Consider the following 14,484-nt stretch of genomic DNA (forward strand, 5'->3'; position numbering starts at 1 on the left):
ATCGTGCTCGATTATTGCATTAATCAAAACGCTGAACAATTTTATAATAAAAATACACTTTGAAAACGCTGCCAAGGACAAGGTGGGCATCAAGTTAAATCCAGAAAAGAGGGGTACAGCATGAAAAAAATGAGGTTCAAGTCTTTAACAGTTCTAGTCACCATCGCCATGTTATCTTTGTTACTAGCTGCTTGCTCAGGGGGAAATTCGAGTCAGAGTTCTACAAGCTCAAGCGGCAGTTCAGGGGAAGAGAAGGTTAAACTGAAGGTGTATGCCCAGCATTTTGACGACGATACCTCCAAACCGTTTGACTATGCGGTAGAAGAACTGAAGAAGGAAATGCCGAATGTTGAAATTGTGTTGGATCCTGCGGTGCAAGATGGATATCAGAAACTAAAAACCTATGCCGCTACAGGGAATATGCCAGATATATTCGAAACGGACTGGGTAACTTTGCAAACGTTCGCTAAATCTAAAAACGTCCTCTTGTTAGATGAGTTTGAAGAAACTACAACTTTTAAGGATAAACTGAATCCCGGGGTTGAAGGAAGGCTAATTGCACCAGACGGTCATATTTACGCATTTCCATTTACCGGGATCGAATTCCAAATTCTCTATTACAACAAAGAAATATTTGAAGAGGCCGGTATTGAAGTGCCGATTAAGACTGTTGATCAATTAGCGGAGGCTGCCAAAAAACTGAAGGAAACTGGATATGTTCCGCTTTCCATTTTTGCAAAAGAGAAGTGGATCTCCACAGCGCTTTATCAAGGCCTTGTCACGCGCGAGGAAGCCATGGGCTACGGAAAGCTGGATGAAGCCGGTGTCACCGAACTGCCCGAGTCCTTCATCACTGCAGCTCATCAACTGAGAACATTGCAAGAAGCTGGCTTATTTGATGTAAACGCTACAAATACGAACTATGACCAAGCTTCATCCTTATTTTACACGGGTAAGGCTGCTATGTTCGTAAACGGACAATGGGAAATCTATAGCTCTCAAGAGAAGCTCGGCGATAAAGTGGACTGGATGTACTGGCCGGCGAAGGATGAAGAAACCTATGAAAAAACAAAATATGCGGTCAATGGATCTCCATCCCCCGGCGGCTTCGCCGTATCTCAATCGACGAAAGATCCGGAGCTGACAGTGAAAGTAGCCAGCTTTCTTGCCCAAAAGGCAGCCGAGTATAAATACGCCCAGCTTGGCAGTCCTATCGTATCCGTAAAAGTGGATAAAGAAATCACTGCCGAAATTCCGCCGATGATGCAGCGCATCGCCGATGAGGTGCTTCCAAATGCTACGAATTATGCGGTCGCTCTGAACAATGTTTCGATCAGAAATGTGCTGGATGACAACACACAAAGTATGCTGATTGACGGTTACTCCGTGGAGCAGTTCATTAAAAATCTGAATGCGGTATTGGCTAAAGAGAACAACTGAGAAAAAGAGACCCAGGCAATCCCCCTTGATGCATTAGTTAAATCAGGGGGGATTGCTTCCAGGAAAGGAGTGGGGTTACACCATGGATAGATATTTAAGCAACAAGAAAGCGATACTGATTTTTCTGCTGCCGGCATTGCTCGCCTATACGATCGTTCTCATCTCCCCGGTGCTGCAAACGATGTATCGCAGTTTTTTTGAATGGGATGGATTAGGTACAGCCGTATTTAACGGTCTTGATAATTATAAAGAAATGTTTCAGGATCCCCTTTTAATGACAGCCTTGCGCAATGGCTTGATTTTTGCAGTTGTTCTGGTCGTTTTTCAAATTGGCCTCGGCACGATTCTAGCGCTTGCTTGTGCCGATCCGCGAGTCAAATTTAGAAAAATGCTGAAGACGGCTTATTTTGTACCTGTAATCTTGTCTGTGACAGTAGTATGCCAGCTCTGGATTGCGATGTATGATCCGACGAACGGTTTGATTAATAAGCTTTTTCAGATCATGGGCATCTCTTATCAACAAAATTGGCTGACTTCGCCGACGGTATCGATTATTGCCATTGCTTTTGTTAACGCCTGGCAGTTCATGGGCTATCAATTCAGCCTCCTCTACGCAGGAGTGAAATCGATCCCCGAGCAATACTATGAAGCAGCAACCATCGACGGCTGCAGCAAATGGATGGCTCATCGTAAAGTAACGCTCCCTTTGATGAAAGAAACTTTTAAGTTCTGTTTTATCATTGCGATCACATCAGGAATCGGCGCTTTTGTACAAATGCTCATTATGACGAATGGCGGACCGGGCACTAGCAATTATACTTTAACCTTCATGATTTACCGTTACGCCTTCCTGGAGAATAAGTATGGTTATGCCTCAGCCATATCTGTATTATTGGTCGCCATTTCACTAGTAGCGACGATGATTATCAACAAGGTGTTTGATCGTAAAGATGATTAACATGCATCTTAGAAGGAGAGATCGTTATGCAACGAGTTAAATCATTCTTCATACAGGTTCCTTTATGGCTGTATTTCATCATTTCCGTTTATCCGCTGTTCTGGATGATTTCCTATTCGCTCAAGGATAACAATGAAATATTTGTTACCAATCCATTTGGGCTGCCGACCCAATTCCGTTATGAAAACTACGTTAATGCTTGGACTCAATTTAATCTCCCGCAGTATTTTATGAACAGTGTGGTCGTTTCTACGGTGGCAACGTTATTTATCGTCATTTTAGCGTTAATGTTCTCGTTCGCTATCGCCCGGTTACGCTGGAAGTTCCGGGAAACGGTCCGGCTCTATATGCTGGTTGGCATGTTCATGCCGTTGCAGGTAATCATGATACCACTTGCTATTCTCGTAAAGGACTTTCACTTGGCGAATACGTATGGAGCACTCATTATTCCTTATATCGTCATTGGATTACCATTTTCATCGCTTATTTTCTATGGCTTTATGCGCGATATCCCTTCTGAAATTGAAGAAGCGGCATGTATGGACGGAGCGAGTGTTTATCGGCTGTTCACTAAAATTATAGTCCCCGTAGTCGTACCTGCGATCGCGACGGTGGTTATATTTCAATTCTTGAACAACTGGAATGAGTTCATGCTAGCGAACATTCTTATTTCCGATGAATCGATGAAAACACTACCCTTGGGACTATTGTTCTTTCAGGGTCAATATAGTACGGATTGGGGCGGAATGGGGGCTGTGATGACAATTGCCAGCCTTCCGATGGTTATCATCTATCTGTTCTTCAGTGAACAGGTAGAAAGGGCGATGACTATGGGTTCTGCGGTAAAAGGATAATAGGCAGGGTTATTTTAAAAGGTCTGAACCCGGTAGAATACCGAGTTTAGACCTTTGCTGTTTAATGACCGCGGCCTTAAAATTCTAGTTGTTATAAAAATACTCATGGTTATAATAGATGCAAAGCGATACGCTTTCTACTAGACATCGAGGAAAAGAGATGATTCCACTGAGAACCTGGCGCAATCTCATGCTGCAGACGAAAATTTTGATCGCCTTCATTTTTGTTTTATTCGTGGTCATCGGCTTGACCTGCATGATTTTCTATTACGAAAATACGAGGGATACAAAGACGCACACTTATTCGATGCTAAACACGCTTAGCAAGCAGTATAGCAGAACGGTCGACTTTTTTATGGATGACATTGAGAAGATTTCACTATCCATATTCAGCGATCCAGCGATCCAAGGAATTCTGGCGAAACATGCGACTATCAAGCCAGAAGAAGGCTTGAAGATAAGGAACGAGCTCTTTGCCCTGCTCTTTAACTATGCCCATCCCCGTCCGGAAATTGCGGGAATCCGCCTTTATACGACGGACCATATTTCCTATAATTATGACTCTGGGTCAACCTTGAACGCCGAAGTATATTTGGAGGAGCCTTGGCAGACCCGGCTTGACGCCATATCCAAAAGCGGTTATTTGCTGCTCCCGCCTTCCTCCTCAAGCAAAGAAGGTTACAGGGAGAAAAACCTTTCCCTTGTGCGCCATATCTACCGGATACCGAAGAGGGATAAAATCGGTTCGCTCAAAATAGATATCAATGCCCATGAAATGGGACGCTTGCTCGTCTACTCCGGCTCCGACCCGCTCGGCGAGCAGATGCGCGTATTCATCGTCACAGATGAAGGCGCTGTCATTTACGACAATGATGATGCCTATACGGGCCAGCGCGTCGCAGCCTTCGCTCATGCGCTAAATGCAGACGATAGGGGGGAAATTGTTTGGCAAGATAAGAAGTATTTGTACACCTCCGAGAAATCGGGCTACACCGATTGGAATATCCTGATCCTGCTGTCTAATGAATTCCTGGTCGCCAAACAGCAGGAGGCACAGATCATCCTTATCATTGTCGGATTAATCGCAGCCGTACTTGCATCTATAGTCGCATACATGATTGCCCGCCATGTGACCAAGCCCTTAAGGGAGCTTATTACCGAGATGAACCGGGTTGAACGGGGTGACTTAAGCGGAAGGATGGACATGAAAAACAGGGGCGAGCTCGGAGTGCTCAGCCGCGTGTACAACAATATGCTAAACAGTATATCGCGCCTAATTACAGAGGTATACGAATCCAAGCTTGCCGAGAACAATGCCAGGCTGTCTGCGCTGCAAGCGCAAATCAATCCGCATTTTCTCTACAATACGCTGAATATCATGAAGTCCATCAGCCGTTTAAAGGGTGTTGAAGAGGTTGCGGAAATGTCGGAATCACTAGCCGATTTATTCAAATACACAATGAAGAATTTGCAGCTTCCCGTATCGCTGCGGCAGGAGCTGGAGCACGTGGATAATTATATGAACATTCAGAAGCATCGCTTCGGTGACCGGTTCGAGCTTAGAATGGAAGTCCCTGAGGAACTAATGAACGCCTCCGTCCTCAAGCTTACGGTACAGCCGCTGGTGGAGAACGCGATTATCCATGGCTTTAGCCGAAAGAAATCGGACGCTCGGATCGATCTCAAGATATACACGGAAGGGGAACTCCTTCTGATCTCGGTCAGCGATAACGGCCTGGGCATCCAGGAGCAGGAGCTCCGGAAGCTGGAGCGGCGTCTTGCTGATTACAATAAGCGCAGTAAGCATCTAATGCAGGAAGATACCGAAGGAATTGGGCTTAGCAATATCCATCAACGCATCCAACTGCTGTACGGTGAAATGTATGGCGTAAAGTTAGCGAGCTCCTGGGGAGCGGGGACTACGGTAACGCTGACCTTTCCTTACAAAATTTTTACACCATTGCTGGCAGAGGTGACGAAAGAATGAATATTTTTTTAGTCGAGGATGAGCGCTGGGCGCTTGCCGAACTGGCGGAGCTGTTCAAGGCTTATGAGCCGCAGCACCGGGTTTACAGCTATGACAACGGGGATGATGCGCTTGAAGCGGCTGAGAGAATCAGGCCAGAGCTGGTTGTCACGGATATTACGATGCCCGGTATGAGCGGTTTGGAATTAGTCGAGAGGCTTTCAGCATTGGATCCGGCGATCAGGTCGGTCATTCTGAGCGTGCACGATCAGTTCTCTTACGCCCAGCAAGGCTTGAAGCTCGGAGTCATCGATTATTTGCTGAAGCCCGTCAAAAGAGAAGCGCTCTACGAAACGATTGATCACGCCATCGAGCGCATCCAAAGCGACGAGAAGCTGAGGAGCGCCAAGGACAAATGGCTGCTGTCGCAAATGCTGCTTCATCCGGAGCCTGTCGATTCTCCGCTTTTTGATGAGATATTCGAGCAGCCCTATTTCATGGTCCTGGTTATGGCAGAGCAAGGTATGGTCAATATGCCGCCTGCTGTAGATGATAGCCTCCGTGAATTCATGAATTATGCGGCCGGCGGCGGCTACATGGTGGAGCTGGATGGGCAGCGTAAAATATTGCTGTATCCGTTAACCGAACCTGGAGTATTGCAGCGGTATGAAACCGGGCTGCACCAATGGTTCCACGAAGCGAAGCGGGATGGAGTGATGCACGTCGGCTGGGGACTGAAGCAGGCGAAGACTTTGCTGCATGCTGCGTATAGGCTGCTGGACAGCAGTATGGAAGCGAATCGGAGCTTCGCTCTGTCGACCTGGATCAGTCCAAATGAAAATGATTGCGAGGCGAATCTTAGCGACCTATGGGACGACATCAGAGTGCTGGAAGCCTTTATCAAGAAAGGCCAAATGGCCAAAATCAAAGAAACCGCCGCCACAATCGTCGCCAAGATTGCCGGGAAGCGAGTGCCCCGCCGCCAGCTGATGATTTTCCTGAATGACATGGCCTATTCACTAAAATATAAGTTGCAGCAGGAATCCGTGGAAAGGTGGCAGGCGGATAGCGAGCTGCAAGGAGTGTTCGAGGGGGCATCCACATTCATAGAGCTCGGCCGGCATCTGGAGCATTTCGCTTTAAGCCTCTGTGCCCAGACAGTCTCACAGGATACCCTGCCTAAAGAGTTGATCCCTGTGCTCCTGAAATGGATCCATCAGAATTATCACCAGAACATTTATCTACAGCAGTTCGCAAGCGAGCATCATGTGAGTATCGGATACTTGTCCCGTCTCTTCAAGGCTCAGACAGGGCAGTCCTTCTCGGACTATTTGGCGACATATCGGATGGAGAAGGCGAAGGAGTTCTTGGTCGGCGGAATTGAGCGTATTCAAGATGTCTGCCATATGGTCGGTTATGAGGACGTTAAATACTTCAGTCACCTGTTCAAGCGGACTGTGGGCGTTACGCCGACAGAATATCAGAAACAGCTGCAAGTTAAATGAAGTCAGGCAGGGGTTCGCCTGGCTTTTTTGTCTAAAGGAAAATCACTCCCCCTAAATGCGAAAAATCCACAGCTGTGCTTCGTTCATTTTAAAATTAAACTATACATGTAAGCGTTTAACGGACGCTTTGCCTAAGAGATCCCGGGCTCTTGGGCGGGAAATGGGTGCAAATAAGATGGGGGCAACATGACCTAAAGGAGGGTTCGTACAAGATGTTCACAAGAAAATCAACATGGTTAAGCCTAACTCTGGTTTTGATGCTGCTTGTACTTTCGGCTTGCGGCAAAGGCGCAAACAGCGGAAATGCCGGCAGCGATCCGGCGAAGTCAAGCTCGAACACGCCTGTGAAAACGACGCTCACGCTGCTTATCGACAACCAGACTGCCGTAGATGGCATTAAGGCGGTAGCCGATGAAATCGAGCGGCAATTGAACATTGAGACCAAGATCGAGCTGCGTCCCGGCGGCACAGAGGGAGATAACGTTGTAAAAACCCGCCTAGCCACGAGCGATATGGCCGACTTGATGTTTTACAATTCCGGCTCCTTGTTCAAAGCATTGAATCCGCAGGAGTATTTCGTAGATCTGACGAACGAGCCGTTTATGGACAATGTGCTGGATTCCTTTAAGGACACGGTTTCGGTGGACGGTAAGGTGTACGGCATTCCAGGCGGCTCAACAGTTGGCGGAGCATGGCTGTACAACAAGAAACTCTACAATGAACTAGGGCTGTCTGTGCCGAAGACCTGGGATGAGCTGCTGGCGAATAACGACAAAATCAAAGAAGCCGGATATACGCCGGTCATTGGTTCCTTCAGCGATTCCTGGACCTCCCAGTTGGCCGTGCTGGCTGATTATTATAACGTGCATTCCCTGGCTCCGAATTTTGCGGATGATTATACCTATAACAAAGCCAAATACGCCACGACGCCTGAAGCGCTTCGCAGCTTCGAGAAACTGCAGTCGCTTCGCGATAAGAAGCATTTCAATGATGATGCTACGGCAACGACACTGGCGGATGCGCTCGGTATGATCGCTGAGGGAAAAGCGGCGCATTATCCGATGTTAACTTTTGTACTGACAAATATTAATGCGAATTACCCTGAGGTTATGGATGATATTGGCGTGTTCGCCCAGCCGAGCGATTCGGCGGACGTCAACGGCTTGACGATTTGGATGCCGGGCGGCATTTATGTGAACAAAGAGGGCTCTAATATAGATGCCGCCAAGAAGTGGATGGAGTTCTTCGTCTCACCAGAAGGCGTTAAGGCCTATTTGACGGCTATGAAGCCGGAAGGGCCGATGCCGATCAAGGGCGTAGAATTGCCCGACGATACCTACGCCGCTGTAAAAGAAATGCTGCCTTATTTCGAGTCCGGCAATACGGCTCCCGCGCTGGAGTTCTATTCCCCGATCAAGGGACCTTCTCTGGAGCAGATAACCGTCGAAGTAGCTACCGGAATTTCGACCGCAGCTGAAGGCGCGGCGAAGTACGACAGCGACGTTGAGAAGCAAGCGCTCCAACTCGGTCTTGAAGGCTGGTAACGGCTGTTTGATAACAATCGGCCCTGCGGCAGTTGCTGCGGGGCCGGCAATTCCGAGGAAGGAGTGAAGCCTATATGAAATCAACGAAGTCTTTGTACAGCTATGGATTTTTGCTTCCCGCGGGCATCATCTTCTTTATTTTTTTCTTGCTGCCGACGATCGTGTCCTTCTTCTTCAGTATGACGCGCTGGACGCTCACCGATTGGGAATTCATCGGCTTTGACAACTTCATTATGTTCTTTAAGGAGTCTTCGCTGAACATCGGGTTTCGCAATACGTTTATTTATGCCGTCATGACCAGCGGGATGAAGGTGGTACTTGGCCTGCTGCTGGCGGTGCTGTTGACCTCTGGCATTCGATCCAAGGATTTTTTGAGATCGGTCGTTTTTTTTCCAACTCTGATCAGTACGATTGCGGTCGGGATTACATTCAGTTACTTGATGCACCCGTCACGGGGCTTAATTAATACGGTATTGGCGGCGGTTGGCATTCAGGGGCCGAATTGGCTCGGGAATCCGGCGCTCGCGATTTATTCGGTCGGACTTGTGGATATTTGGAAAGGCGTCGGCTTTGCTACCGTTATTTATATTGCAGGGATGATGTCGATCCCGGCCGATTATTACGAGGCGGTCGATATCGATGGCGGGAACGCCTTTCGCAAATTTTGGCATATTACGCTGCCGCTGATCCGGCCGGCGATGAATTCCGTTATTATCTTATCGTTTATAGGCGGATTGCGAACCTTCGATTTGGTCTGGACGATGACCAAGGGGGGACCTGGCTTCAGTTCTGATCTGATCGCATCGATCATATACAAGCAATATCAAGGCGGATTTTACGGATTATCAACGGCGGGCAACGTCATTTTATTCGTGATCGTCGCCGTGCTGGCCTTCCCGCTCTACCGGTTCCTGACGAAAAGGGAGGTCGATCTGTAATGCGCAAACTTGGAAAAATCATGGCGGAGATTTTCGCTATTTTGCTTACAGTGATTTTGTTCGTCATTCCGTTTTATTTCATCCTGATCAATTCCTTCAAGAACAGCAAGGAAGCTTCCAAGATGAATCTGCAATGGCCGAACGTATTTCAAATCCTAGAAAATTACCGCGAAGTGATTCAGGCCCAGGATTACATGCTGATTCGCGCTTTTGGCAACAGCGCATTTATTACGGTCGCTTCGATCGTCATTCTGGTTTTCGTTTGCGCGATGGCGGGATTTATTATGCAGCGCAGAAAGAGCAAGCCGCTCACAATCGTTCACTTTCTATTCCTGGCCGGGCTGATGATTCCGCCTGCGGTTGTGCCGACCATCTGGGTCTTGAACGGAATCGGCATGTTCAAAACGATGGCCGGGCTCATTCTGATTGAGGTTGCGATCAATATCCCGTTTGCGATTATTTTGTATTCCGGCTTTGTCGCTACGATTCCGCGGGAAATCGATGAAGCAGCACTCGTGGACGGCGCAGGGAGCCTGAATTTTTTCTTTGGCATGATTTTGCCGCTGCTTAAACCGGTCACATCCACGATTATCGTGCTGACCTCGGTCAACGTGTTCAATGATTTCGTCAACCCGCTGTATTTCCTGCCGGGTGCAGAGAACGCAACGGCGCAGCTGACTTTGTACAACTTCATGAGCTTGTATAACACGTCATACAATCTGCTGTTTGCCGATGTCGTTCTGCTGACCATTCCGCCGTTGATTCTGTTCCTCATCTTCAATAAGCGGATCGTAGCGGGAATGACGGCTGGCGCGGTTAAAGGATAATCAATCTTTAAATGAGGAGGATGGCTATGTTTAAGATCACTGACGTTAGGTGCGAATATAAGGTCAACCCGGTTGGTCTGGCTGTACCGCATCCACGGATTAGCTGGAAGCTGGAATCGGATAGGCGGGGAGTAAGGCAGTTGGCTTATCAAATCGCCGTATCGGCGGATGAGCCGGGGAACGAGATGCTCTGGGATTCTGGCAAAGTGACATCGGATGTTTCGATCCAGATCGAGCTGGACAGCATGGCGTGCGAGTCCGGCAAGCGTTACTACTACCGTGTCCGCGCCTGGAACGAGCAGGAGGAGTGCACCGGTTGGTCGGACACAGCTTATTGGGAAATGGGTCTGTTGACTCCGCAGGAGTGGGAAGGGGAGTGGATTCAGGCTAGCCACGTTGCAGATCGCGCCGAGCAGTGTCCTATGCTGCGCAGAAGCTTCCGGATCGAGGGCAAGGTGAAAGCGGCGCGGATTTATGCGACGGCGCTTGGTCTGTACGAATTGAAGCTGAATGGCCAGAAAGTGGGCGACAGCTACTTTAATCCGGGCTGGACGAGTTACAATGAGCGGCTGCAGTATCAGACCTATGATGTCACAGGCATGCTGCAATCTGGCGACAACGTCATCGGAGCCCTTCTCGGCACAGGGTGGTACAAAGGCCATCTCGCCTGGGAAGGACTGCATTCCATTTACGGCGACCAGTTGGCTTTGCTGCTGCAAATGCATGTTGAGCTGGAAAATGGAGAACAGCTGACAATCGTGTCCAACGGCGAGTGGAAGGCGGCGGGCAGCCCGATCCTGATGTCGGAAATTTATCATGGGGAGACCTATGACGCCAGGCTGGAGCAGGCGGGCTGGTCGGAAGCCGGCTTCAATGATCGGGATGGCTGGCATCCGGTACAGATTCTGCCTCACTCCAAAGACGTACTCGTCGCTCAGGAGAGCGACCCTGTCCGGATTGTCAATGAGCTTGAACCCGTGGAAATCATGAAGACGCCAAAGGGTGAGCTCGTCATCGATATGGGGCAAAATATGGTCGGCTGGGTGCGCTTCGAGGTAGAGGGAGAAGCCGGGAAGGAAATCATGCTGCAGCACGCTGAGGTACTGGACCGCGAGGGCAATTTCTACATCGGCAATCTGCGTAAAGCGAAGCAAACGATACGTTATACATTGAAAGGAAATGGCGTTGAAACCTATGAGCCCCATTTTACGTTCCAGGGTTTCCGCTATGTGAAGCTGATCGGTTTTGACGAAAGCAAGGTACGCCTGGAGCAATTCAAGGGCATGGTGCTGCATTCTGATATGGAGCGTACGGGCTTCTTCGAATGTTCGGACCCGCTCGTGAATCAGCTGCAGCACAATATCGAATGGGGACTCAAAGGCAACTTCCTGGACGTCCCCACCGATTGTCCGCAGCGCGATGAACGGCTCGGCTGGACGGGGGATGCGCAGATGTTCATCCGTACGGCGGCGTATTTGCATGGTACTGCCGACTTTTTTACGAAATGGCTGCGGGATTTAGCTGCTGATCAGCTCGATAACGGCGGCGTGCCATTCGTCATTCCAAACGTGCTTGGCAAGAAAGGCGGCGAGGAGTTCAAGGATCAGCACAGCTCGGCGGCCTGGGGAGATGCGGCGGTCATTAACCCGTGGACGATCTATTTGGTTTACGGCGACAAGCGTCTCTTGGCCGAGCAGTATGACAGCATGAAAGCCTGGGTGGAATATATCCGCAGCCAGGGAGAGCACGAATTTCTATGGAATACCGGCTTCCATTTCGGGGACTGGCTGGCGCTGGATGCCAAGGAAGACAGCTATGTTGGCGCGACCGACCGCGAATATATCGCCACGGCATTCTATGCGTACTCGGTATCCTTAGTGTTGAAGGCGGCAGAAGTGTTGAATAAGGCGGACGACGCCGTGAAATATGCCGAGTTGTACCGCAATGTGCGGAAGGCTTTCCAGGATGAATTCATTACCCCGTCGGGAAGACTAGCCGTGGGTACGCAGACCGCGCAGGTACTGGCTCTAATGTTCGGGCTGGTAGAGGGCCAGGCGAAGGAACGTGCCACCCAGAAGCTGATGGAGCTGCTGAAGGAGAGCAATTATCATTTGACGACCGGCTTTGTCGGCACGCCGTATTTGAACTTCGTGCTGAGCGATAACGGGCATAATGATATCGCATATAAGTTGTTGTTCCAGCAGGATTATCCTTCCTGGCTGTACCAGATTACGAAGGGCGCTACGACGATCTGGGAGCACTGGGACGGCATCAAGGAGGACGGCAATTTCTGGAGCGATGATATGAACTCCTTCAATCATTACGCCTATGGAGCGATCGGTGATTGGCTGTACCGGGTTGTGGCAGGCATCGATCTGGACGAGACGGTTCCAGCCTACAAGCGGATTGCGATTAAGCCGCAGCCGGGGGAAGGCCTCGACTGGGCCGATGGCCGCTTGGAGAGCATGTACGGCATGATCCGCAGCGCATGGCATAAGCTGGATGATGGCAAGCTGCGCCTTGAGGTTACGGTGCCGGTTAACGCCACGGCTGAAGTTCTGCTGCCGAACGCATTTCACGAAGGTCAGATTACCGAAAACGGAAAACCGCTGAGCGAAGCGGAAGGCATCGAGAAGGTCGAAGCAGTGGAGCAGGGAATTCGGGTTACTATCGGCTCCGGGTCGTATGTATTCGAATTTGAGCAGGTGAAATAAGAGGGACGATGATTTCATCCCTATCCTATGTATTACTGAAGAGCTCCGGGGAACCGGGGCTCTTAGTATTTAAATATTTAGGAATCGATTGGAAAATTAAAACGCTGTTCAGTAATACCTGTCCAATTGGAGGATTTCCTCAACGTCGTCCATTTGGACAATGAGCAGTTCAAACGTCTCTCCGTGGCGGGCGTAGATTTGCGGGAGCAAAATACCAAGACGGTTGCCGTCGTCAGCCTGACTCACCAAATCCTCCATGAACACGGACACGCCTCGATCATTGCCGTAATCCTCGGCCTCCAGCGGCTCAAGGGGGGACGGCAGGGATATGTATAATGTCTTCGACCAGTCCAGCTCGCCGGGCTCACTCTTGATTACAAGCTGCAATGGCCTATAGGCTTCGTTATAGAAATCGCAAAATGCTCTGATTCGCATGACTTCACCTCTTCTCCCAAAGCTGCTTCTCCAACTGGGAAAGAATCCGCTGCGTTTCGGCGGACCATTTGACCACGGACTCCTTCTGTTTCCTCTCGCTCTCTTGAGCTGCTGCCATCAGACTGCCATGCAGTACCCGGCGCTGAATTTGATCCAGGCGCTGCTCAGCCAGCTCAAGCGGAATATGGAATACATCGGCGATGAAAGGTATGGCTTCACTCCGCTGATCCGGGATAGGTAATTTCTCGAACATGTAGAAAGGTACCGCAGCATACAGTACAAATTGGTCCGCCTCCGCTTCCTGGGCATCCTTGAACAGGCTGGGCATGACGCGCTGATCACCTGCATGCCTTAGCACATGGCATAATTCATGGAAGAAAATGACTCGGGCCATAACATCATCAGTATGCTTATTCAGGAAAATAACCCGTTCCTCATTATCCGAAAAAGACGGACAAGCTGCATATATCAATTCTATGTCAAAAGCTTCGGCAATCCGCTCGATATCATGCTGCTCGGCATCAAGCAGGCCGCTGCTTCGATATTTTGAGTTAATCCACTGCTCCAGATGGGTCTCTTGATAATAACAAAATAACATGGAGATCACCTCGTATGGGAATGTATGTTCGGTATGAGGGTGTAAATAAAGGTCCTGGTTAAGGACCTGAATGAGAATAAATGAGATTGCAGGGTAATGCCTTCATTATAGTCATTTATTGGATTGGTTGTCCAGAAGCTTTTTCTTCTGCTCGCGGTAAGCCTTCAAAGCAGCTTCCATCATGGCGATCTCATCCGCAGTGTAAGCTTCCGGACCGCCGTAAAATGACATGCTCGCCTGCACTTCCTCCATCGGCGAAGGGTCTGAAGTACGGCCCAGCAAATAATCCCCGTTGGTATCCAGCGCATCAACAATCCTTCTTAACGATTCGGGATCCGGCTTCCGGTCGTTCGTCTCATATCTCGACAACTGGACAGTCGTTAAGCCTGCTCTGGATGCGAGGTCTTTTTGCGTTAAGTTTTTCAGTTCTCGAAGATGCTTGATCCGATCGCCCAGTGTATGCATAGACACTCCCTCTTTTAAATGAACTCTTAAAACAATATATCATTACCATAATGGCATGAAAATATTTAAATGAAAAATCGATGATGTAAGATGTTGACATTACCAAAATGGTAATATATAATGGAATTAATGTTACCGAAATGGTAACTTTGAAATAGATTAGAACGATATATTTATATTTTACCTTGATTCATGAGGGAAATCAACACTTTCAGACGTAATTTGTTTAAGAAAAACATG

Annotated in this window: 12 protein-coding genes; 9 read left to right on the top strand and 3 right to left on the bottom strand. The window is 48.9% G+C overall.

What is annotated here, in order from left to right:
• The first annotated feature begins 168 nt into the window (after positions 1 to 168).
• The 9 genes from ACYUJT_RS22845 to ACYUJT_RS22885 all read left to right on the top strand — a co-directional run bounded on the left by ACYUJT_RS22845 (position 169) and on the right by ACYUJT_RS22885 (position 12,746).
• On the top strand, positions 169 to 1,440 hold the full coding sequence (locus ACYUJT_RS22845; protein ID WP_460326697.1) for an ABC transporter substrate-binding protein: 1,272 nt from the start codon (positions 169 to 171) through the stop codon (positions 1,438 to 1,440).
• 82 nt (positions 1,441 to 1,522) lie between these two features.
• A complete protein-coding gene (locus ACYUJT_RS22850; RefSeq protein ID WP_460326700.1) occupies positions 1,523 to 2,398 on the top strand; it encodes a carbohydrate ABC transporter permease in 876 nt (291 codons plus the stop codon).
• Positions 2,399 to 2,424: 26 nt separating this feature from the next.
• Positions 2,425 to 3,252 (top strand): carbohydrate ABC transporter permease, encoded by an 828-nt coding sequence (locus tag ACYUJT_RS22855; RefSeq protein ID WP_460326703.1) that lies wholly within the window; start codon positions 2,425 to 2,427, stop codon positions 3,250 to 3,252.
• Between the two features lie 160 nt (positions 3,253 to 3,412).
• Positions 3,413 to 5,239, top strand: a complete 1,827-nt coding sequence (locus ACYUJT_RS22860) for a sensor histidine kinase (protein WP_460326706.1) — start codon at positions 3,413 to 3,415, stop codon at positions 5,237 to 5,239.
• A complete protein-coding gene (locus ACYUJT_RS22865) occupies positions 5,236 to 6,723 on the top strand; it encodes a response regulator transcription factor (protein WP_460326708.1) in 1,488 nt (495 codons plus the stop codon). Before ACYUJT_RS22860 ends, ACYUJT_RS22865 begins: the two co-directional genes overlap by 4 nt.
• Positions 6,724 to 6,935: 212 nt before the next feature.
• Positions 6,936 to 8,267: an ABC transporter substrate-binding protein gene (locus ACYUJT_RS22870; RefSeq protein ID WP_460326710.1), complete on the top strand. Its 1,332-nt coding sequence runs from the start codon at positions 6,936 to 6,938 to the stop codon at positions 8,265 to 8,267.
• 74 nt (positions 8,268 to 8,341) lie between these two features.
• Positions 8,342 to 9,205, top strand: a complete 864-nt coding sequence (locus tag ACYUJT_RS22875; protein WP_460326712.1) for a carbohydrate ABC transporter permease — start codon at positions 8,342 to 8,344, stop codon at positions 9,203 to 9,205.
• On the top strand, positions 9,205 to 10,032 hold the full coding sequence (locus ACYUJT_RS22880) for a carbohydrate ABC transporter permease (RefSeq protein ID WP_460326714.1): 828 nt from the start codon (positions 9,205 to 9,207) through the stop codon (positions 10,030 to 10,032). The genes ACYUJT_RS22875 and ACYUJT_RS22880 overlap by 1 nt, the downstream gene beginning before the upstream one ends.
• A 26-nt stretch (positions 10,033 to 10,058) precedes the next feature.
• Positions 10,059 to 12,746 carry a family 78 glycoside hydrolase catalytic domain gene (locus ACYUJT_RS22885; protein WP_460326717.1) on the top strand — a complete coding sequence of 896 codons (2,688 nt, stop codon included), beginning with the start codon at positions 10,059 to 10,061 and terminating at the stop codon, positions 12,744 to 12,746.
• Positions 12,747 to 12,854: 108 nt separating this feature from the next.
• Here the strand turns inward: ACYUJT_RS22885 and ACYUJT_RS22890 are convergent, their stop codons facing one another.
• The 3 genes from ACYUJT_RS22890 to ACYUJT_RS22900 all read right to left on the bottom strand — a co-directional run bounded on the left by ACYUJT_RS22890 (position 12,855) and on the right by ACYUJT_RS22900 (position 14,244).
• Positions 12,855 to 13,181 carry a hypothetical protein gene (locus ACYUJT_RS22890; RefSeq protein WP_460326720.1) on the bottom strand — a complete coding sequence of 109 codons (327 nt, stop codon included), beginning with the start codon at positions 13,179 to 13,181 and terminating at the stop codon, positions 12,855 to 12,857.
• A 4-nt stretch (positions 13,182 to 13,185) separates the two neighbouring features.
• Positions 13,186 to 13,779: an ImmA/IrrE family metallo-endopeptidase gene (locus tag ACYUJT_RS22895; protein ID WP_460326722.1), complete on the bottom strand. Its 594-nt coding sequence runs from the start codon at positions 13,777 to 13,779 to the stop codon at positions 13,186 to 13,188.
• Positions 13,780 to 13,890: 111 nt separating this feature from the next.
• Positions 13,891 to 14,244, bottom strand: a complete 354-nt coding sequence (locus ACYUJT_RS22900; RefSeq protein WP_460326724.1) for a helix-turn-helix domain-containing protein — start codon at positions 14,242 to 14,244, stop codon at positions 13,891 to 13,893.
• Positions 14,245 to 14,484: the final 240 nt, after the last annotated feature.

It is taken from the genome of Paenibacillus sp. YSY-4.3, assembly GCF_054767475.1.